The sequence below is a fragment of the Xanthobacter sp. 91 genome (genome assembly GCF_000702385.1).
In the GTDB taxonomy this organism is placed as follows: domain Bacteria; phylum Pseudomonadota; class Alphaproteobacteria; order Rhizobiales; family Xanthobacteraceae; genus Xanthobacter; species Xanthobacter aminoxidans.
The window spans coordinates 4312704-4333604 of record NZ_JNIB01000001.1; the positions used below are offsets into that span (position 1 = coordinate 4312704).

A 20901-nucleotide genomic window follows, 5' to 3' on the forward strand; every position below is an offset into this window, starting at 1 on the left:
TGACTCCACCGAAGAGGCGCGACACTCAGAACATCGCCTCGTCCAGCGCCATCATGGCGCCTTTGCCGGCCTTGATGGAACCCCACAGGGCCGCCACGTCCGGCAGCAGCTTCTCCATGAAGAAGCGCGCGGTGACGATCTTGGCATCGTAGAAGGCGGCGTCGTCCGGGTTGGAGACGCGCTTCTCATAGGCCACTTCCGCCATGCGCACCCACATGTAGCCCAGCGCCACGAGGCCGAACAGCCGCAGATATTCGGTGGCGGCGGCGCCGGCCTCCTCCGGGTCCTTCAGGCCCTTCTCGGCGATGTGGGCGGTGGCGAGCTGGAGCGCGCCGAAGGCCTTGGAGAGGGGGGTAATCAGCGGGCCGAGATTCTCGTCGTCCAGCTTCGCATCCATGTAGTTCAGCACGGGATGGAAGAAGGAGCGCAAATAACGGCCCATGTGCGCCGGCAGCTTGCGGCCCACGAGGTCCAGCGCCTGCACGCCGTTGGTGCCCTCGTAGATCATGGCGATGCGGGCATCGCGCACATATTGCTCCATGCCATGGTCGCGGATGTAGCCGTGGCCGCCATAGACCTGCATGCCCATGGAGGTGGCCTCGAAGCCGAGGTCGGTGAACAGCGCCTTCACGATGGGCGTCATCAGCGCCGTGAAGTCCTCGGCGCGCTTGCGCTCCTCCGGGTCCTCGGCCCGCTCCATCAGGTCCAGCGCGCGGGCGACCCAGCCGGCGAGGGCCCGGCAGCCTTCGTTGTAGGCGCGCATGGTCATCAGCGTGCGGCGCACGTCGGGATGCACGATGATGGGGTCGGCCGGCTTGTCCGGATGCTTGGCGCCGGAGAGTGCGCGGCCCTGCAGGCGCTCCTTGGCGTAGACGACGGCGGCCTGATAGGCGGCTTCGCCGAGGCCGAGGCCCTGCGTGCCCACGGAGAGACGCTCCGAATTCATCATGGCGAACATGGCGCGCATGCCCTTGTGGGGCTCGCCGACGATCCACCCGGTGGCCTCGTCGAACGACATCTGGCAGGTGGACGAGCCGTGGATGCCCATCTTGTGCTCGATGCCGGTGCACAGCACGCCGTTGCGCGGGCCGACGGAGCCATCCTCCTTCGGCAGGAACTTCGGCACCAGGAACAGGGAGATGCCCTTGATTCCCTTGGGCGCGTCCGGCAGGCGGGCGAGCACGAGGTGGACGATGTTCTCCGTCATGTCCTGCTCGCCGGCGGAAATGAAGATCTTGTTGCCGGTGATCTTGTAGGAGCCGTCCGCCTGCGGTTCGGCCTTGGTGCGCACGAGGCCGAGGTCGGTGCCGCACTGGGGCTCGGTGAGGCACATGGAGCCGGACCACACGCCATCCACCATCTTGGGCAGGAAGCGGTCCTTCAGCTCCTCGGAGGCATAGGCCTTCAGCGCCTGATAGGCGCCGTGGGTGAGGCCGGGGCAGATGCCGAAGGCGAGGTTGCCCGAGCAGAGCATCTCCTCCACCAGCTTGTTCACGCTCGCCGGCAGGCCCTGGCCACCATACTTCGGATCGCAGGCGATGCCATTCCAGCCGCCCTCGCGGAAGGCGGTGTAGGCTTCCTTGAAGCCCTTGGGCGTGCGCACCACGCCATTCTCATAGGTGCAGCCCTCAAGGTCGCCAGACTGGTTGAGCGGCGCGAGCACTTCAGTGACGAACTTGCCCGCCTCTTCCAGCACCGCATCGATGAGGTCGGGCGAAAGCTCCTCCAGTCCCTTGAGCTTGCTCAGCTCCTCGCTGCCGTGCAGCTCGTGGAGGACGAAGCGCATGTCGCGCAGCGGGGGGGTATAGACCTGCATGGCGTTGGCTCCCGTTTTTGGCTCGCCTCCGTCCCTCGTGGGGGAGGGGGCGTCTGATTCCCTTGGTGCCGTCATGCCCGGGCTTGTCCCGGGCATCCACGTCGGGCCGTTTGCGCTCCCTGCGGAACGTGGCGCCCTGCCTCTCCATGTGGATGGCCGGGACAAGCCCGGCCATGACGGCTTGATCTTCGGTTAGGCCGCGGCGCCCCTCAGTTTCTGAGCGGCCGGCCGGTTTCGAGCACGTGTTCGATGCGGTCCAGCGTGGCGGTGGTGCGGATGAGCTTCATGAAGCCTTCCCGCTCCAGCTCCAGCACCCGCGCGGCCGGGACCGGGGCGATGTGGTCCGCGTCGCCGCCGGTGAGCACCTCGGCGAGGGCAGCGGACACCACCTTGTCGTGCCGGGTCGCGAGGCCCTTCTTGGCGAAACCTTCCACCGCCATGTCCATGGCCGCCTTGCCGGAGGGACCGGGCAGGAAGAACTCCACGGGCTTGGGCGGCGCGTATCCTTCCACCATCGCCAAGGCCTTGGCCTTGGCATCAGCAAGGAGCCGGTCGCGGTTCATGGTGATGCCGTCGCCCTCGCGCAGGAACTTCAGCTCCTTCGCCTCGGCGGCGGACTTGGCGACGGTGGCGGTGGAGACGGTCTCGAACACCTTCGAGGGGGCCGGCATGGGCCCCTTCGGGAATTTCGGATCGGCCGCCCAGCGCTCCAGCATGGCGGTGCAGCCACCCCAGGCCGGCAGCACCCCGACTCCGCATTCGACAAGCCCGATATAGCTCTCGGCATGGGCCTGAACCGCACCGACATGCAGCAGAATCTCGCACCCGCCGCCGAGTGCCAGGCCGGACGGCGCGGCGACCACGGGAAAGGGCGCGTACTTCACGTCCTGATAGGTCTTCTGCCCCGTGGCTACCAGCTTCTCGACTTCGCCGAAGGCACCGATGTTACAGGCAAACAGGGCGAGGCCGAGATTGGCGCCGACGGAGAAGTTCGAGCCCTCGTTATAGATGACGAGCGCCTTGTACTTGTCCTTCACCAGCTTCAGCGCCTTGGCGAGCATCGTGATGATGCCCTCGTCCAGCGAATTGCTCTTGGAGGTGAATTCCAGGCACACGACGCCGTCGCCGATATCCCACAGGGCGGCCGAGCCGTTCTTGGCCAGCGGCTGGGACTTCAGCTTGATGTCAGCGAGCAGCAGCACGCCCTCGGGGCGGACGATGTCGTGATAGGTGCCATCCAGCGTAAGGTATTGACGTTGGCCGTTTTCCACCCGGTAGAAGGGTTTGTCGGCGGCAAGCGCCAGCAGCGGCGGCACCTCTTCCCCGTCCGCCTTCAACAGCTCGATCAGGCGGGCCGCGCCGATCTTGTCGATCAGCTCGAACGGGCCGGATTTCCAATTATATCCCAAGCGCATGGCATCATCGATGGCGACGATGTCATCGGCCGCCTCGGGCACGAGGCGCGCGGCATAGGCGAGGGTGCGCACCATCACCGCGCGGGCATAGCGCCCGCCTTCGCCGGGGGCGGAGAGGAGGGCGAAGAGATCCCGGCCGCCGCCGTCCTCCAGCTCCGCCACCTGGGCCTTCGCCTGCGGACGATAGGCGCCGGTGGAGAGGTCGATGGCCTCCTTCAGCTTCTGCCCGCCCTCGCGGTTGAGGCGATAGAAGCCGCCCTTGCCCTTGCGGCCGGTGTAGCCGGTCGAGATCATCTTCTCGATCAGCGGCTCGTCGCGCAGCGTAGCGTGGAAAGGGTCCGCGGCCGGAAGCGCGCGCTTCAGCGAACCCTGGACGTGGGGCATCAAATCGAGGCCGACGAGGTCGATGAGGCCGAACACGCCGGTCTTGGGGAAGCCGAAGGGCCGGCCCATCACCGCGTCCGCATCCTCGACCTTCATGCCCAGCGCGAAGGCCTCGCCCACCGCCAGCTGCAGCCAGTAGGTGCCGAGCCGGTTGGCGATGAAGCCGGGGGTGTCCTTGCACATCACCACCGTCTTGCCGAGCTTCACGTCGGCGAAGCGGGCGACGGCGGCCACCGTGTCCGCATTCGTCTCCGGCCCGGAGACGATCTCCAGCAGCCGCATGTAGCGGGGCGGATTGAAGAAATGGGTGATGAGGAAGTCGCGGCGGAAGCTCTCGGGCAGCCCCGCCGTGAGGTCCGCCAGCGGAATGGTCGAGGTGTTGGACGACACCGCCGAGCCGGGCCGGCGCGCCGCCTCGATCTTCGCGTAGAGCGCCTGCTTGAGGTCGAGCCGCTCGATGATGGCCTCGATGATGAGGTCGCAATCGGCGATGTCGGCGAGGTTGTCCTCGATGTTGCCCGGCTTCACCAGCTTCGCCGCGGCCTTGGACATGAAGGGCGCGGGATCGGCCTTCAGCAGCTTCTCCACCGCCTTTTCGGCGACGACGTTGCGGTTGGCCGCCCCCTCGGGAACAATGTCGAGGAGCAGCACTTCCACGCCCGCATTGGCCACATGGGCGGCGATGCCGGCACCCATGACGCCGGCGCCGATGACGGCGACCTTTTTGATTTCAAAGGACATCCTGCCCTCCTCAGACGCGCTCGAGGATGGTGGCGATGCCCTGTCCGCCGCCGATGCACTGGGTGGCGAGGGCATATTTGGCGCCTTCCCGCTTCAGGAGCGAGGCCGCCTTGCCGACGATGCGCGCGCCGGTGGCGCCGAGGGGATGGCCCAGCGCGATGGCGCCGCCGTCGAGGTTCAGCACCTCGTCCTTGATGCCGAGCTCCCGCTGGCAGGCGAGGGCCTGGGAGGCAAACGCCTCGTTCAGCTCCACCACCTCGATCTCGGACACGTCGATGCCGGCGCGGGCCAGCGCCTTCTTGGTCGCGGCGACGGGACCGATGCCCATGATCTCCGGCGCGCAACCGGCCACCGCCACGCTGCGGATGCGGGCGAGGGGGGTAAGGCCGTTCTTCAGCGCGTAGTCCTCGGTGCACACCAGCACGGCGGAGGCGCCGTCGGTGAGGGGAGAGGCGGTGCCAGCCGTCACCGTGCCATGCTCGTCGAAGGAGGGCTTGAGGGCGGCGAGGGCCTCGGCCGTCGCGTCGCGGCGGATGCAGCCGTCCTGATCCACGGTCTTGTTGACCTTGCCGTTGGCCTTGATGGCGACGATCTCGTCCTTGAAGCGGCCTTCCGCCTCGGCCTTCGTCGCCTTCTGGTGGCTCTTGAGGGCGAAGGCGTCCTGGTCGGCGCGGGTGATCTGCCACTTGGCCGCGACGTTCTCGGCGGTCTCGCCCATGCCCATGTAGGCCTGGGGCATGGACTTGTAGAGCGCGGGATTGGGCATGGGGTTGAAGCCGGTCATGGGCACGCGGCTCATGCTCTCGATGCCGGCGCAGATGAACACCTCGCCCGCGCCGAGCTGGATCTGCCCAGCCGCGTTGTGGACCGATTGCATGGAGGAGCCGCAGAAGCGGTTCAGCGTGACGCCGGCGACGCTCTCCGGGAGCCCCGCGATCATGCCGATGAGGCGGGCGACGTTGAAGCCCTGCTCGGCCTCGGGGAAGGCGCAGCCTACGATCAGGTCCTCGATGTCCTCCACCTTCACGCCGGTGCGGGCCACGAGATCGGCCACCACCTGGGCCGCGAGATCATCCGGGCGCACGCGCGCCAGATCACCCTTCCTGGCGAGGGTGAAGGGCGAGCGGGCATAGCCTGCAATCACGACGTTGCGCATCGGCGCGTTCATTGGGATCTCCTGCCTGTCCATTGTTGTCGGCCGCCACTTTTTGAGCGGCGGGTTTCGATCATTTGCGCCACCGCTTGGTGCGGCGGTTGGGGCGTGATGGGGCGATCCACGCGAATGAAAAATCCGCCCGGGAAAGCCCCACGAAAAACTCGGAATGGCCTGCGCTCGACCCGGCCCCGTGGGCCGGCCGGCGTCGGCCTAGCCGGCGGCCTTCTGGTCGCCGGTCTCGCTGGCGAGGGCAGCCATGGCCTGCTCCTCGATGTCCTTCAGCTCGATAATGGTTTCCTCGAGGGCGAGGCGCTGGTCCTCCAGCATCTCGAGGCGGTCCTGGACCTGCTTCAGCAGCAGGCGAATCTGCTCGCTCTGGCTCGGGTCGAGGTCGTAGAGGTCGAGATAGTCCTTGATCTCGCGCAGCGAGAAGCCGAGGCGCTTGCCGCGCAGGATCAGCGCCATGCGGGCGCGGTCGCGCTTGGTGTAGACGCGCATGGTGCCGGCGCGACGCGGGGTGATGAGCCCCTTGTCCTCGTAGAATCGGATGGTGCGCGGCGTGACCGAGAGGTCCCGCGCCAGCTGCGTGACGGTGAAGAACGTGTCGGTCAAAGCGGACGCGCCGCCACGTTTGCCAGAGGATGCCACCGGTTCACCTATACGTCACCCAGTCGCCCCGAAGATACATGCTTTGACCTTCTCCGCAAGACCCGTTTGGCAGATGACGCGGTGGTGGCGTCTTCACAAGCGGTGGAGCCAGGGCGCGCCACAAGCCGGTGGATAGGGTCCCCGCGGCCGGCGAGTTTTCTGGACAGCAGCGCTTCCGTTTCGCCACTGTTGCATCGGCGCAACGCTTGCCGATTTCCCCAGCGTCTTGGCCCACTACGCTGCAGGAAGCCGGTTGACGGATCATTCGCGAGCGGCATGCTGGGTGACGTATAGGGCACCGATAAAACGTATAGTGCACCGCAGCGTGCCGGGCCCGGAGGAATTCAGCCTAGGAGGGGGTCTTCATGACGATGCACAAGTGGGCCAGGGCCAATCGCGATTGGCCACGCCGCGTGGCTCCGGTGCTTGCCATTTCCGCCGTTGCGATTCCCGCCGTCTTGGCGAACGGCGCCGCCCATGCCGGCGGATTCGGGCTGCGCGAGCAGAGCTCCTACTATCAGGGCACATCCTTCGCCGGCACGGCGGCCGGCGGCGACGGCCTCGCCGCCATGACCTGGAACCCCGCGGCCATCAGCTTCAATCCGGGGCTGAACGTGGAAGGCAATGTCACCTATATTGCGCCGCACGCCTCCATTGACGTGTTTTCGGCGACTGCGCCCATCACCGGCGCCAGCCTCGGGAATGCCGGCGTCAGCGATATCGTGGACAACGGCACGCTGCCGACCTTCTTCGCCACCTATGCCTGGGACAAGTGGGCGATCGGCTTCGGATTGACCTCGCCCTTCGGCCTCGTCACCGACGCGCCGTGCAGCTGGTCCGGCCGGTATTACGGCTGCACCAGCAGCATCTTCGACATGAACGCCCAGCTCTCGGTGGCCTACAAGCTCACCGACTGGATGACCATCGGCGGTGGCCTCAACATCAATTACATCAACGCCAAGCTCACCAACGCGCAGTTCGCGGGCTTCGCGCCGCCGTCCAACAATCTCTATGCCCAGGTCAACGGCGACGATATCGGCTACGGCATCAATCTCGGCGTGCTGTTCACGCTGGCGCCCGGAACCACGCTTGGCATCGGCTACAAGTCGCAGATCTCGCAGACCCTCAACGGCATGCTGGACGTGTCCGTCGCCAATATCGTCCCCGTCAAGAGCGTCAATGCGACGGCCGGCCTGACGCTGCCCGATCAGATCACCGCCTCGTTCCGCTCCAAGCTCAATGCCCAATGGACTGTGCTCGGCACGGTGGAGTGGACCAATTGGTCGACGGTCCAGGAGCTGACGGTGAAGGCCTTCGGCCTGCCGGTCAGCACGCTCGACCTCCAGTGGAACGACGGCTGGTTCTTCTCCGGCGGCGTCGAGTATCAGTGGGACCCCAAGCTCGCCCTGCGCGCCGGCATTGGCTACGAGCTGACGCCCGTGCCCGATGCCACCCGCTCTCCGCGCCTGCCTGACACCAACCGTTTCTGGCTCTCGGGCGGCTTGACCTACAACTTCACGTCGCAGTTCTCGGCGGACTTCGCCTACACCCACATCTTCGGCGAGACGAGCCCGATCATGCTTACGCCGGCCGATCCGGCCAACGCCCTGCGCGGAACGCTGGTCGGCCAGGTGAGCAACGGCTACGTGGACATCGTCTCGGTAGGCCTGCGCTACAAGTTCGACGCGCCGCAGGCGGCGGCCCTCATCACCAAGTAGGGCCTTGCGCGATCCCCGGCGGCGTTCGCGCCGCCGGGGATCGCTTCAGTCGATCCGGCACAAACCGCCTTTCTGGCGCAATCGCGCGCCAGCATTCTTGAATCACGGCGTTGCTGATCCAACGTCGGAGATGACGCCGCCGGCTTGCCCAAGAAAACAGAAGAGCGCCGGCGCAGGAGGGACATCATGCTCCATCGCACCGATGCGGCGGCCATCGCCATCTCGCCCGTGCCCGAGCTTCTGGAAGGCAGCGTCGCGGCGCATGGCGCGAAGCCGGCCCTGAGCTTCCTCGGCCGCAAGTGGACCTATGCCGAGGTCGGCGCCACGGTGGACAAGGTGGCGGCGGGGCTTCAGGCCATGGGCGTGCGCAAGGGCACCCATGTGGGCCTGTGCCTGCCCAACACGCCCTATTCCGTCATTTTCTTCTTCGCGGTGATGAAGGCCGGCGGCACGGTGGTGAACTTCAGCCCGCTCTATGTGGAGCGCGAGCTGAGGCACCAGATCCGCGATTCCGGCACGACCATCATGGTGGTCCCCGACCTCAAGCTGATCCACTCCCGTGTCCTCGCGGTGGCCCATGAGGCGGGGCTGAAATCCATCGTCGTCTGCCCCATGTCCGGCATCTTGCCGTTTCCCAAGGGACTGCTCTTCAACCTGTTCAAGCGCAAGGAGAAGGCGGTCTACAGCACCGGCGACGGGATGCATGTGGACTACGCTTCCCTCCTCAAGCACGGCGACCGCCCCGAACCGGTGAAGGTGGACCCGGCCAAAGACCTCGCGGTGCTGCAATATACCGGCGGCACCACGGGCGTGCCCAAGGGCGCCATGCTCACCCACGCCAACGTCTCGGCCAATGCCCGCCAGCTGGTCCAGCATGCGGAGTGCGAGCGGATCGGGGTGAAAAGGGTGCTGGGCGTGCTGCCCCTGTTCCACGTCTTCGCCATGCAGACGGTGATGCTGATCCCGATCTGCCTCGGCGCCGAGATCATCCTGGTGCCGCGCTTCAACCTCATGTCGCTGCTCGACGACATCGAGCGCGAGAAGCCCACCATGTTCCCCGGCGTGCCGACCATCTATGCCGCCATCAACAATGTGAGGGACATCGAGAAGCGCGACCTCTCCTCCCTCACGCTCTCCATCTCCGGCGGCGCGCCGCTGCCGCTCGATGTGCGCACGCGATTCCAGGAACTCACCGGCTGCCCGCTGGTGGAAGGCTACGGCCTCTCCGAAAGCTCGCCGGTGGTGAGCGCCAATCCGCCGCTCGGTCTCGTCAAGGACGGCTCGGTGGGCACCGCTCTGCCCGAGACGGTGATCGAGATTCGCGACCTCGCCGATTCAGCCCGCATGATGCCGGTGGGCCAGAAAGGCGAGGTGTGCGTGCGCGGTCCGCAGGTGATGGCCGGCTACTGGAATCGCCCGGACGAAACCACCGCCGTCTTCGTGGACGGGGCGCTGCGCACCGGCGATGTCGGTTATCTCGACGAGGACGGCTACCTGTTCCTCGTGGACCGCATCAAGGACGTGATTCTCTGCGGCGGCTACAACGTCTATCCCCGGATGATCGAGGAGGCGCTCTACCTCCATCCGGCGGTGGCCGAGGCGGTGGCCATCGGCATTCCCGACAGCTATCGCGGCCAGGCGCCCAAGGCCTTCGTCACCCTGCGCAAGGACGCGCAGGCGACTCCGGCCGAGCTGATGGACTTCCTCTCCGCCCAGATTTCCAAGATCGAGATGCCCAAGGCCGTCGAGATTCGCGAGAGCCTGCCCAAGAGCGTCGTGGGCAAGCTCTCCAAGAAGGAACTGGTGGAAGAAGAGCGCCAGCGCGCCGCCGGAGGGTAAAAAGGGGCGGGCGCCCCCCCGCGTCCCGCTGCCGCCGCTACCGTATTCAGGTGCCCCCTCGCCGGCGCGCGGGAGCACGGCGACGAGAGGGCAGGGCACACCCCCGCGGGGCGCCACCCTTGCCTATCAGCCCCACCTCGTGTATGTGCCCGACCCATTCCGCACGCGGACACAGGCCATATCGGCCATCCGGTGCCTATCGCCATTGGCGAAGGTACGTCCGCGGAGGCTCAACCGGAGAATACCAAAGTGGCTCTTCCCGATTATTCGATGCGTCAGCTCCTCGAAGCTGGCGTGCACTTCGGCCATCAGGCCCACCGTTGGAACCCCAAGATGGCTCCGTACATCTTCGGCGTTCGCAACAACATCCACATTCTCGACCTGTCGCAGACCGTGCCGGCGCTTCATCGCGCCCTGCAGGCCGTGTCCGACACCGTGGCCCAGGGCGGCCGCGTGCTGTTCGTCGGCACCAAGCGCCAGGCGCAGGAGCAGGTGGCGGACGCCGCCCGCCGCTCCGCCCAGTATTATGTGAACTCCCGCTGGCTCGGCGGCATGCTCACCAACTGGAAGACCATCTCCAACTCCATCGCCCGGCTGAAGAAGCTGGAGGAGATGCTGGCCGCCCCCGAGGCGTCTTCCGGCTACACCAAGAAGGAGCGCCTGACGCTCTCCCGTGAAAAGGAGAAGCTGGACAAGGCGCTCGGCGGCATCCGCGACATGGGCGGCCTGCCGGACCTGCTGTTCGTGATCGACACGAACAAGGAAGACATCGCCGTGAAGGAGGCCCAGCGCCTCGGCATCCCGGTGGCGGCCATCCTCGACACCAATTGCGATCCCGACGGCATCGCCTATCCGGTCCCGGGCAACGATGACGCCGGCCGCGCCATCCAGCTCTATTGCGACCTGATCGCCCGCGCCGCCATCGACGGCATCGGCCGCGGCCACAGCGATCTCGGCTACGACGTGGGCGCCGAAGAGGCTCCGCTTGTCGAGGACCTGCCGGTCGAGACCAGCGTGTGGTCGTCCTTCGAGCCCCTGTCGGGTCCGCGCGGCGTTGCCGACGACCTGAAGAAGCTCACCGGCGTGAGCCCCGAGATCGAGCAGAAGCTCAACGATCTCGGCGTGTTCCACTTCGGCCAGATTGCCGGCCTCGACGCCGTCGATGCGCACCGCATCGGCGAGGAAGTGGGTCTGCCTGGCCGCGTGGACGGCTGGATCGCCCAGGCCAAGGAGATGTCTGCCGAGGTCGAGTGATACCCGTCACCGTCCTTGTCGCAGATCTGAAAACGAATCGAGAGTAATGGGGCGCACCGCGCCCCCACGGCCGGCTCGGGCGCACCGTGGCCGGCCGTGGCGCGAGAAGAAGGGATTGAACATGGCTGCGATCACCGCCGGGCTCGTGAAGGAACTGCGCGACAAGACCGGCGCAGGCATGATGGACTGCAAGTCCGCGCTCACCGAGACGAACGGCGACGTCGAGGCTGCCATCGACTGGCTGCGCAAGAAGGGTCTCGCCAAGGCCGCCAAGAAGGCCGGCCGCGTGGCCGCCGAGGGTCTGGTCGCGGTCGAGTCCTCCGGCCACTACGCCGCCGCCGTCGAGGTGAATGCCGAGACCGACTTCGTGGCGCGCAACCCCGACTTCCAGGCGTTCGTGCGTGAGGTGGCCAAGGTCGCCCTCAACACGGATGGCTCCCTGGAGGCCGTCGCCGCCGCCAAGTTCCCGGGCGAGGACGTCACCGTCGCCGACCGCCTCACGGCGCTCATCGCCACCATCGGCGAGAACATGACGCTCCGCCGTTCGGTGAAGCTCACGGTCTCCAAGGGCGTAATCGCGTCCTACGTCCACGGCGCCGTGGTCGAGGGCCAGGGCCGCATCGGCGTGCTCGTGGCGCTCGAGTCCGAGGGCGACGTGGAGAAGCTCTCCACCCTCGGCCGGCAGATCGCCATGCACGTGGCGGCCCTCAACCCGCTGGCGCTCGACGCCTCCGGCATCGACGAGGCCACCATCGCCCGCGAGAAGGCCATCCTGCTCGAGAAGCACCAGGGCAAGCCCGCCAACGTGCAGGACAAGATCGCCGAAAGCGGCATGAAGAGCTTCTTCAAGGAGAACACCCTCCTCGACCAGCCCTTCGTGCATGACGGCTCCAAGTCCGTCGCGCAGGTGCTGAAGGAGGCCGAGGGCCAGGTCGGCGCTCCGGTCAAGCTCACCGCGTTCGTGCGCTACGCGCTCGGCGAGGGCATCGAGAAGGAAGAGACCGACTTCGCGGCCGAGGTGGCCGCCGCCGCCGGCCAGTCCTGATCGCAGGCGGGGAGGGGGCTCCCATGACCGCCATCTCCGACGACTCGGACTATCCGGAACCCCCGGCGCCCTTCGCGGCGCCGGGACTGCCTTATCCCCGCATTCTGGTGAAGGTCTCGGGCGAGGCCCTGATGGGCGCCGAGCCCTTCGGCCTGCATCCCCCCACCGTCGCCCGCATCGCCCGTGACCTCGTCGCCGCCCGTGCGGCGGGGTGCGAGGTGGCGGTGGTCGTCGGCGGCGGCAACATCCTGCGCGGCGCGCGGGTGGCGGACGAGAATCTCGATCGCGCCACCGCGGACCATATGGGAATGCTGGCGACCGTCATGAACGGCCTCGCGCTGGAACGGGCCATCGAAGCCGCCGGCGCGCCCGCGCGCACGCTTTCCGCCATTCCCATGCCGACGGTGTGCGAGCCCTACGCCCGCCAGCCGGCCATGCGGCACCTGCGGCGCGGCCGCATCGTGGTGCTGACCGGCGGAACGGGAAATCCCTATTTCACCACCGACACCGGCGCCGTGCTCCGCGCGGCCGAGCTCGACTGCGACGCGGTGCTGAAGGCGACCAATGTGGACGGCGTCTATTCCGCCGATCCCAAGCTCGATCCGTCGGCTACCCGCTACGACCGCATCACCCACGACGAGGCGCTGTCCCGCGACCTCAAGGTGATGGATGCGGCCGCGTTCGCGCTTGCCCGCGAAGCGGCGTTGCCGATAATCGTGTTCTCCATCCGCGAGCCGGGCGCCATCGCCACGGCGGCGATGGGAGAAGGGCGCGTCACGGTCGTCGCGCCCTGATCCGGCGAGACGGATCGCGGCTTGAGTTTTCCGGAAGGACAGGGGGCGCTGTCGACGGATGCAGGCAGAAGGCTGGGGCCCGGGCATCGCCCTGGTCGCGCCGCGTGCGGCATGGCCACCGAATTGCCGTGTCGTCCTGTCATGTCCGGGCAAGCCGCAACCTCGACCAGGGCTCCTCCCGCCGCGCCTTTCCCGCCAGGAACCGCGCGTTCGCATGGAATCAGAAACGTTTCCGTGCGAATGAAGCGTGCCCGCGATCTTGAAGACAGAGGATAGTCATGACCACCGGGACCTTCGACATGGCCGATCTCAAGCGCCGCATGCATGGCGCGGTCGGCGTGCTCAGGGACGAGCTGGGCGGCCTGCGCACCGGCCGTGCCTCGGCCAGCCTTCTCGAGCCGATCACGATCGAGGCCTATGGCGCGCGGATGCCGCTGAACCAGGTTGCCACCGTGTCCGTGCCCGAGGCCCGCATGCTCTCCGTGCAGGTGTGGGACCGCGGCATGGTGAACGCCGTCGAGAAGGCGATCCGCGATTCGAATCTCGGCCTCAATCCGGCGACGGAAGGCCAGGTGCTGCGCCTGCGCATCCCCGAACTCAACCAGGAGCGCCGGCAGGAACTCGTCAAGGTTGCGCACAAGTATGCCGAGGCCGCCCGGGTCGCGGTACGTCATGTGCGTCGCGACGGGATGGACCTGCTGAAGAAGCTGGAAAAGGACAGCGAGATGGGTTCCGATGAACTCGACCGCCTGTCCAAGGACGTCCAGAAGGCGACCGACGAGACCATCGCCGAGATCGATCAGACGCTCGCCCAGAAGGAAAAGGAAATCCTGTCCGTCTGAGCGGGGACAGCGGCGGCGGGAGGCCAGGGACGCGGTTGACCGGAGCCGGTCGGCCGCGACGGTTTGAGAGCCAACGCGGTTTGAGGACGAAGGTGTGAGCCCTGAGCAAGCCATGACCCTGCGCGCCGCGAGCGAAGCCGCTGTTCCCGGCCGGACGTCGCCGGCCGCCCCCGTGGCGGCCGGTCAGCCGACGCCCGCCGCGGCGCCCCGGTGCGTCCCGGTGCACGTCGGCGTCATCATGGATGGCAACGGCCGCTGGGCCACCTCCCGCAAGCTGCCGCGTGTGGAAGGGCATCGCCGGGGCGTCGAAGCGCTGCGCCGATGCGTGCGCGCCGCTCGTGAAATCGGCATCCGCTTCCTCACCATCTACAGCTTCTCCTCGGAGAACTGGTCGCGTCCCGTCACCGAGGTGACGGAGCTGATGCGCCTGCTGAAGTTCTTCCTGCGGCACGATCTCGCCGAGCTCAATTCCGCCAACGTGCGGGTGAAGGTGATCGGCGAGCGGGCGGGCCTTGCCCCCGACATCCGCCAGCTTCTGGACGATGCCGAGGCGCTGACCTCTACCAACACCGGGCTGACGCTGGTCGTCGCCTTCAACTACGGCGCGCGGCAGGAGATTGCCTCGGCCGTGGCGCGCATCGCGGCGGATGTGGCGGCCGGGCGGGTGAAGCCCGAGGACGTGGACGTGGAGATGATCTCCCAGCGGCTCGAAACCGCTGGCATCCCTGATCCCGACCTCATCGTGCGCACCTCCGGCGAGCAGCGGCTGTCGAATTTCCTGCTGTGGCAGGCCGCCTATTCGGAATTCGTGTTCCTGCCCATCTACTGGCCTGACTTCGACAAGGCCGCCCTCATCGCGGCCATCGACGAATATGCCCGGCGTGACCGGCGGTTCGGCGGCGTGACGCCTCGCCCCGGACCCTGACCCACGTGCATTTCGGCTCCGATCTCGGACATCGCACCCTTTCCGCCCTCGTGCTCGTGCCGGTGGTGCTCGCCACCGCTTGGTATGGCGGCATCCCCTTCGCCGTGCTGTGGGTGGCGGCCGGCCTTCTCGTTCTCAATGAATGGGCGGTGATCGCGCGCCTCGATCATCGCCCGGTCTATCTCGGCCTTGGCGGCCTCGGCATCGTTGCCGGCGGTGTGCTGGCGGTAATGGCCGAGCCCACCTGGGCCTTCAGCGTCGCCGTGCTGGGGGCTGCAGCCTGCAGCCTTGCCGTGCCGCGGCAGAGCGCGTGGGCCATGCTCGGGGTGCTCGCGGCGGCCAGCGCGGCCCTTCCGGTGGTGGTCTTGCGCGGCACCTCGCCGCTGGGCCTTTCCGCTGTGCTCTATCTGTACGCTATCGTCTGGGCGACGGACATCTTCGCCTATTTCACCGGCCGTGCGCTGGGGGGCCCGAAGCTGTGGCCGCGGGTGTCGCCGAACAAGACGTGGTCGGGGGCCATCGGCGGAACGCTGCTCGGCACCGTCTGCGGCCTCGCGGTCGCCTACGCCTCCGGCGCGCCGGCCTTGCTGCCGCTCACCGGCCTTTCCCTCCTGCTCAGCATCGTCAGCCAGGCCGGCGACCTCGCGGAATCGGCGTTCAAGCGCCTGTTCGGCGTGAAGGATGCGAGCCGGCTCATTCCCGGCCATGGCGGCCTGCTCGACCGGCTGGACGGCTTCGCGGCCGCCGCGCTGGTGGCGGTCGTCGTCGCGGTGCTCCGCAATGCGGGCGACCCGGCGACTGGCCTGCTTTTGTGGTAGGACGCTCCCCATGAAACGTCTCTCCGTGCTCGGGGCCACGGGCTCCATTGGCCATAGTGTCCGCAAGGTCCTCGCGGATGCGCCGGACCTCTACCGGGTCGAGGCCGTGGCCGGCGGACGCGACGCCGCAGCCCTTGCCGAGACCGCGCGAGCCCTGGGCGCCCGCTTCGCGGCGCTGGCGGACCCCGCCGGTGGCGCGGCGCTGAAGGATGCCCTTTCCGGCAGCGGCATCGCGTGCGGCGCGGGCCCCGAGGCGGTACTGGAAGCCGCGCGGCGGGATACCGACGTGGTGGTGAGCGCCATCGTCGGTTGTGCCGGCCTTGCCCCGACGGTCGCCGCGTTCGCGCCCGGCCGGCGCATCGCGCTTGCCAACAAGGAATGCCTCGTCGCCGCCGGCGCCTTCTTCATGGCCGAGGCGGCGCGGCTGGAAACCGAAATCCTCCCGGTGGATTCGGAGCACAACGCCATCTTCCAGGCGCTGGCGGCCGGTCCCCACAAGGCGGTGGAGAAGATCACGCTCACGGCATCCGGCGGTCCCTTCCGCCTCAAGAGCCGGGAGGAGATCGCCCGCGCCGTGCCGCAGGACGCGCTGAAGCATCCCAACTGGAACATGGGCGCCAAGGTCACCATCGATTCCGCGACGCTCATGAACAAGGGGCTGGAGCTGATCGAGGCCCAGCACCTGTTCTCCGTCACCGCCGACCAGCTCGACGCGGTGGTGCATGCCGAGTCGGTCGTGCACGGCCTCGTCTCCTTCATCGACGGTTCTGTTACGGCAGGGCTGGCATTGCCCGACATGTGCGTGCCCATCGCCCATTGCCTCGCCTATCCCGAGCGGGTGGCCACCTCCTGCCGCAAGCTCGACCTCGTGGCCCTCGGCCGCCTCAGCTTCGAAGCGCCCGACGTCACTCGATTCCCGGCGCTGGCCCTCGCCCGCGAGGTGCTGAAGCAGGGCGGCATGGCCGCCACCGTCCTCAATGCGGCGAACGAAATCGCCGTCGCGGCCTATCTGGACGGGCGGATCGGCTTTTACGGCATCACCGATATCGTCGGGGCGACCCTCGACCGCATCAATGGTGGTCCGGCACCTTCGAGCATCGCCGATGCGCTGGAGGCAGACCAGCTTGCGCGCCGCACGGCCTCCGGACTCCTGCCCAAGTTTGCCGCAAAGGCGTCCTAAGAGCGGTCTTCGGCCGCGCGGGGCCGGTGTCCCGAGGCTGGCGAGCGCGGGATAAGTGTGTAGGGTTAGCCCGCCTGCGGGCGCCCGGGAGAAGAGGAACGATGATGGACGTGATTTCCGGTCTCGGTGCGAACCTTGGCACGCTGTCCTCCACTCTTCTCGGTTACGTCATCCCTTTCCTGTTCGTCCTGACGCTGGTGGTGTTCTTCCACGAGCTCGGCCATTTCTGGGTGGCGCGCCGCGCCGGCGTCCGGGTGGTCACCTTCTCGCTGGGCTTCGGACCGGAGATCGTCGGCTTCAACGACCGGCACGGCACCCGCTGGCGCATCGCCGCGGTGCCCCTCGGCGGATATGTGCGTTTCTTCGGCGATGAAGACGCGGCGTCCACGCCCGATGCCGCGCGCCTCTCCCAGATGACCGCGGCCGAGCGCAACGAAAGCTTCTTCTACAAGCCGGTCGCCTGGCGCGCGGCCATCGTCGCCGCCGGTCCCGTCGCCAACTTCCTGCTGGCGATCGCCATCTTCGCCATCGTCTTCATGGTGTTCGGCAAGCAGGTGACGGCGCCGCGCGTGGACCAGATCAACCCCGGCAGCGCCGCGGAAATGGCCGGGTTCAAGCCCGGCGATCTCGTTCTTGAGATCGACGGCGCCAAGGTGGACAGCTTCTCCGACATGCAGCGCATCGTCGGCTCCCACGCCGGCCAGCCGCTCGCCTTCACCGTCGAGCGCGGCGATCGGCAGGTCACGCTCACGGCCACGCCCGAGCTGAAGGAGGTCAAGGATCCCTTCGGCAACAGTCATCGCACCGGCCTTTTGGGAATCTCGCGCTCGCTGGCGGCGGGCGACGTGACGACTCAGCGGTTCGGCCCGGTCGAGGCCATCGGCATGGGCGTGCAGGAAACCTGGTTCGTGGTGGCCCGCACCTTCGATTACCTCGGCGGCCTCGTGGCCGGGCGCGAGTCGGCCGATCAGCTCGGCGGACCCATCCGCATCGCCCAGGTCTCCGGGCAGGTCGCGACATTTGGTATCGGAGCACTCCTTTCCCTGGCGGCGGTGCTGTCCGTGTCTATCGGATTGCTTAACCTCTTTCCCATCCCGCTGTTGGATGGCGGACACCTTCTGTTCTACGCTTTCGAGGCGATCCGTGGCCGCCCGCTGAGTGCGCGGACGCAGGATATCGGCTTCCGTATCGGCCTTGCGCTGGTGCTCATGCTGATGATCTTCGCCACCTGGAACGACGTGCTGCATATTGCTGCAATGTAAGGGATTTTGATTTGTCGCACCGGGGTCGTGGCGAGCGCGCAACGGTCCCCGGAAAAGGGCAGTCTTCAGCCGCGGCTTGGTTTGCACCTGCGGTAAAAGCCTGTACAAGCGGCAACGCAGGGTGAGAATCCGTCCCTGTGCCCGGTGCGTTTGTCCGGGGAAGGCGGCGGGTTCGAGAACAACGAAATTTCAAGGTTGCGCACCATATGACTGCTAAGCTCCGGGTCCTGAGAAATCTGGCCGCCGCCTTTGGTCTCGCCGCCTGCGTTGCGGCGGGTTCGGTGGCCGGTTCTCTCGTCGTGGCGTCCCCCGCCGCAGCCCAGTCCAGCTCCATCGTGGTTGAGGGCAACCGCCGTGTGGATGCGGATACCATCCGCTCCTATTTCGGCTCCGGTCCCTATACGGCCGCCAAGATCGACGAGGCCTGGAAGGCGCTCTACGCCACGGGCCTGTTCTCCGACGTGCAGATCAATCAGTCCGGCGGCCGCATCGTGGTGCGGGTGGCCGAGAACGAAGTGATCAACCGCGTCGTCTTCGAGGGCAACAAGAAGATCAAGGACGAGGTGCTGGAGGGCGAGGTTCAGTCCAAGCCCCGTGGGCCGTTCAACAAGTCGGTCGTTCAGGCTGACACCCAGCGCATCATCGAGATCTATCGCCGGTCGGGCCGCAGCGACGTGCGCGTGAACCCGGTCACCATCGACCGCGGCAACGGCCGTGTCGATCTGGTCTTCGAGATCAAGGAAGGCGACAAGACCGGCATCAAGGACATCAAGTTCGTCGGCAACAAGGCCTTCTCGGACTGGAAGCTGAAGGACGTCATCTCCACGACCCAGACCAACTGGCTGTCGTTCCTGAAGTCCACCGACGCCTATGATCCGGACCGGGTGAACTCAGACCAGGAGTTGCTGCGCCGCTTCTACCTGAAGAACGGCTATGCCGACTTCCGCATCATCGGCGCGACCGCCGAGCTCGATCCCGCCGGCGGCGGCTATGTCCTCACGTTCACGTTGGAGGAGGGCGACCAGTACCGCTTCGGTAAGGTCGACGTGATCTCGAACATCCGCGATCTCTCCGCGGACTCCCTGAAGCGCGTGGTGCGTGCGCAGGATGGCCAGATCTACAACGCCGAACTCGTCGAGAAGTCGGTCGAGAACCTGACGATTGAGGCGTCCAAGTCTGGCTACGCCTTCGCCCAGGTGCGTCCGCGCGGTGATCGCGACTTCCAGGCCAAGCTCATCAACGTTGCGTTCGTGCTTGAGGAGGGCCCGCGGGTCTACATCGAGCGCATCGAGATCCGCGGCAACACCCGCACCCGCGACTACGTCATCCGGCGTGAGTTCGATATCGGCGAGGGCGATGCCTACAACCGCGTGCTGGTCGATCGGGCCGAGCGCCGGCTGCGCAACCTCGGCTACTTCAAGAACGTGAAGATCACCACCGAGCCCGGCTCCGCGCCTGATCGCGTGATCCTCGCGGTGGACGTGGAAGACCAGCCCACGGGCGAGTTCTCCATCTCCGGCGGCTACTCGACTGCGGACGGCATCATCGGCGAGGTCTCGCTGGGCGAGAAGAACTTCCTCGGCCGCGGCCAGTACGTGAAGGTCTCCGGCACGCTGGGCCAGTACTCGCAGGGTGCGGAATTCTCCTTCACCGAGCCCTACTTCCTCGGCTATCGCCTCGCGGCCGGTTTCGACCTCTACTGGAAGAACACCGAGACCACGAGCTACACGCCTTACGGCACCAACATGGTCGGTGGCGGCCTGCGCTTCGGCCTGCCCATCACCGACGAGATCACGCTGGCCCTGCGCTACAACCTCTATCAGCGCTCGATCAACCTCTGCAGCAACTATGGCGATGTCGGCACCCTGCCCTACAGCTACTGCGCCACGTCCATCTCCTGGGCCATTCGTGATGCAGCTGCTCAGGGCGCGACCATCACCTCGGCGCTGGGCTACACGCTGTCGTTCAATTCGCTCGACAACAATCAGAGCCCGACCCAGGGCATCTACGCCGAGCTGAAGCAGGACCTGGCGGGCGTGGGCGGCGACGTGAACTTCATCCGCACCACGGGTGACTTCCGGCACTACACCCCGCTGCCGTACGACAGCGTGCTCATCCTGCGCGCACAGGCTGGCTATGTCTCGTCCTGGGGCAATCAGGACCTGGACGTGCTGGACAACTTCTACATGGGTCCGAACCTCGTCCGCGGTTTCGCGCCGTCCGGTATCGGCCCCCGCGATATCGCGCCCTGCGCGGCATCGAACGCCGGCACGCCGCTCTCCTACAATTGCTACAACAACCAGCTGAACGCGCTCGGCGGCACGACCTACTGGGGTGTCTCCGCGGAAATCCAGTTCCCCTTCGCCTTCCTTCCCAAGGATATCGGCATGAAGGGCGCGATCTTCGCGGACGCTGGCTCGCTGTTCGACTACGGCGGCCCGACGAAGTTCCCTGGTGTGTACAACTGGGACGGCAGCAACTTCTACGGCAAGCCGAACCTGGTGAACTGCCCGAGCATTGGCAAGACTTGGGGCTACAACAACGTCTGCGTCTATGACGACGACGCGATCCGCTCCTCGGTCGGTGTCAGCTTGATCTGGCAGTCGCCCTTCGGCCCGCTGCGCTTCGATTATGCCTGGGTGCTTTCGCAGGCCCAGTTTGACCAGACCCAGGCGTTCCGCTTCTCCGGTGGTACCCGCTTCTGATCTGGCTCTACGGAAGAGCTGCGGCGGCGTTCGCTTCCGAAGCTCCAACGGAATGAGACCTCTTCCCTGCCTCTCCGGTGCGTTGCATCGGGGAGGCAGTGTCGTTATGGGAGAGGCGCATTTCCGCCACGCGAGCAAGCTCCTGCAGCACCGCCTCTCCTGCGAGACCTTCCTTCTCGCGCTGTCTTCCGCGTCACGGTGCCGTGGTCGTCGTTCCGCCTTGCTGATCCCGCGCGAGCCAACCCCACGATCATCCGTAAGGGCGAATGCCGCACTGCCGGGCGGTGCCGGCAGTTGGGCACCGGCCCGATGGAATGTCTTGCTCTCGGCCGCCCCCGCTGGGGTTGAGGCCGACCTGC

At 66.8% G+C, this 20901-nt stretch carries 15 protein-coding genes; 11 read left to right on the forward strand and 4 right to left on the reverse strand.

Annotated elements, in window-relative coordinates:
* Positions 1-25: 25 nt before the first annotated feature.
* The 4 genes from A37E_RS0120150 to A37E_RS0120165 form a co-directional block, all read right to left on the reverse strand.
* Positions 26-1816, reverse strand: coding sequence for an acyl-CoA dehydrogenase C-terminal domain-containing protein (locus A37E_RS0120150; RefSeq protein ID WP_029558270.1), 1791 nt, complete (start codon positions 1814-1816; stop codon positions 26-28).
* A 209-nt stretch (positions 1817-2025) separates the two neighbouring features.
* Entirely contained in the window at positions 2026-4356 is a 2331-nt protein-coding gene (locus tag A37E_RS0120155; protein WP_029558271.1) for a 3-hydroxyacyl-CoA dehydrogenase/enoyl-CoA hydratase family protein, read from the reverse strand.
* 10 nt (positions 4357-4366) lie between these two features.
* Complete coding sequence (locus A37E_RS0120160; protein WP_029558272.1) at positions 4367-5512, reverse strand: thiolase family protein; 1146 nt, start codon at positions 5510-5512, stop codon at positions 4367-4369.
* A gap of 210 nt (positions 5513-5722) precedes the next feature.
* On the reverse strand, positions 5723-6124 hold the full coding sequence (locus A37E_RS0120165) for a MerR family DNA-binding transcriptional regulator (RefSeq protein WP_029558273.1): 402 nt from the start codon (positions 6122-6124) through the stop codon (positions 5723-5725).
* Positions 6125-6525: 401 nt separating this feature from the next.
* On the opposite strand from A37E_RS0120165, the gene A37E_RS0120170 reads away from it, so the two are divergent.
* From A37E_RS0120170 to bamA, 11 genes are all read left to right on the forward strand, one after another.
* Positions 6526-7878 carry an outer membrane protein transport protein gene (locus tag A37E_RS0120170; protein ID WP_029558274.1) on the forward strand — a complete coding sequence of 451 codons (1353 nt, stop codon included), beginning with the start codon at positions 6526-6528 and terminating at the stop codon, positions 7876-7878.
* Between the two features lie 186 nt (positions 7879-8064).
* On the forward strand, positions 8065-9717 hold the full coding sequence (locus tag A37E_RS0120175) for a long-chain fatty acid--CoA ligase (protein ID WP_038193449.1): 1653 nt from the start codon (positions 8065-8067) through the stop codon (positions 9715-9717).
* Between the two features lie 249 nt (positions 9718-9966).
* A complete protein-coding gene (locus tag A37E_RS0120180; protein WP_038193451.1) occupies positions 9967-10971 on the forward strand; it encodes a 30S ribosomal protein S2 in 1005 nt (334 codons plus the stop codon).
* 121 nt (positions 10972-11092) lie between these two features.
* The gene (gene tsf / locus A37E_RS0120185) at positions 11093-12016 is read left to right on the forward strand and encodes a translation elongation factor Ts (RefSeq protein ID WP_024279302.1); all 924 of its coding nucleotides are present in this window, start codon (positions 11093-11095) and stop codon (positions 12014-12016) included.
* A gap of 23 nt (positions 12017-12039) precedes the next feature.
* Positions 12040-12810, forward strand: a complete 771-nt coding sequence (gene pyrH / locus A37E_RS0120190) for a UMP kinase (protein ID WP_024279301.1) — start codon at positions 12040-12042, stop codon at positions 12808-12810.
* Between the two features lie 278 nt (positions 12811-13088).
* A complete protein-coding gene (gene frr / locus A37E_RS0120195; RefSeq protein ID WP_024279300.1) occupies positions 13089-13652 on the forward strand; it encodes a ribosome recycling factor in 564 nt (187 codons plus the stop codon).
* Positions 13653-13764: 112 nt separating this feature from the next.
* Positions 13765-14577: an isoprenyl transferase gene (locus A37E_RS0120200; protein ID WP_029558278.1), complete on the forward strand. Its 813-nt coding sequence runs from the start codon at positions 13765-13767 to the stop codon at positions 14575-14577.
* A 5-nt stretch (positions 14578-14582) separates the two neighbouring features.
* A complete protein-coding gene (locus A37E_RS0120205) occupies positions 14583-15395 on the forward strand; it encodes a phosphatidate cytidylyltransferase (protein WP_051679216.1) in 813 nt (270 codons plus the stop codon).
* Positions 15396-15405: 10 nt separating this feature from the next.
* The gene (dxr, locus tag A37E_RS0120210) at positions 15406-16575 is read left to right on the forward strand and encodes a 1-deoxy-D-xylulose-5-phosphate reductoisomerase (protein WP_029558280.1); all 1170 of its coding nucleotides are present in this window, start codon (positions 15406-15408) and stop codon (positions 16573-16575) included.
* A gap of 104 nt (positions 16576-16679) precedes the next feature.
* Positions 16680-17837: an RIP metalloprotease RseP gene (gene rseP / locus A37E_RS0120215; protein ID WP_038193453.1), complete on the forward strand. Its 1158-nt coding sequence runs from the start codon at positions 16680-16682 to the stop codon at positions 17835-17837.
* Positions 17838-18043: 206 nt separating this feature from the next.
* On the forward strand, positions 18044-20542 hold the full coding sequence (gene bamA, locus A37E_RS0120220) for an outer membrane protein assembly factor BamA (protein ID WP_029558282.1): 2499 nt from the start codon (positions 18044-18046) through the stop codon (positions 20540-20542).
* Positions 20543-20901: the final 359 nt, after the last annotated feature.

Bases quoted from the DNA above. Each gene is read 5' to 3' on its own strand.
- A37E_RS0120150 (WP_029558270.1), bottom strand. From the start codon at position 1,816: ATGCAGGTCTATACCCCCCCGCTGCGCGACATGCGCTTCGTCCTCCAC.
- A37E_RS0120155 (WP_029558271.1), bottom strand. From the start codon at position 4,356: ATGTCCTTTGAAATCAAAAAGGTCGCCGTCATCGGCGCCGGCGTCATG.
- A37E_RS0120160 (WP_029558272.1), bottom strand. From the start codon at position 5,512: ATGCGCAACGTCGTGATTGCAGGCTATGCCCGCTCGCCCTTCACCCTC.
- A37E_RS0120170 (WP_029558274.1), top strand. From the start codon at position 6,526: ATGACGATGCACAAGTGGGCCAGGGCCAATCGCGATTGGCCACGCCGC.
- A37E_RS0120175 (WP_038193449.1), top strand. From the start codon at position 8,065: ATGCTCCATCGCACCGATGCGGCGGCCATCGCCATCTCGCCCGTGCCC.
- tsf (WP_024279302.1), top strand. From the start codon at position 11,093: ATGGCTGCGATCACCGCCGGGCTCGTGAAGGAACTGCGCGACAAGACC.
- pyrH (WP_024279301.1), top strand. From the start codon at position 12,040: ATGACCGCCATCTCCGACGACTCGGACTATCCGGAACCCCCGGCGCCC.
- frr (WP_024279300.1), top strand. From the start codon at position 13,089: ATGACCACCGGGACCTTCGACATGGCCGATCTCAAGCGCCGCATGCAT.
- A37E_RS0120200 (WP_029558278.1), top strand. From the start codon at position 13,765: ATGACCCTGCGCGCCGCGAGCGAAGCCGCTGTTCCCGGCCGGACGTCG.
- dxr (WP_029558280.1), top strand. From the start codon at position 15,406: ATGAAACGTCTCTCCGTGCTCGGGGCCACGGGCTCCATTGGCCATAGT.
- rseP (WP_038193453.1), top strand. From the start codon at position 16,680: ATGGACGTGATTTCCGGTCTCGGTGCGAACCTTGGCACGCTGTCCTCC.
- bamA (WP_029558282.1), top strand. From the start codon at position 18,044: ATGACTGCTAAGCTCCGGGTCCTGAGAAATCTGGCCGCCGCCTTTGGT.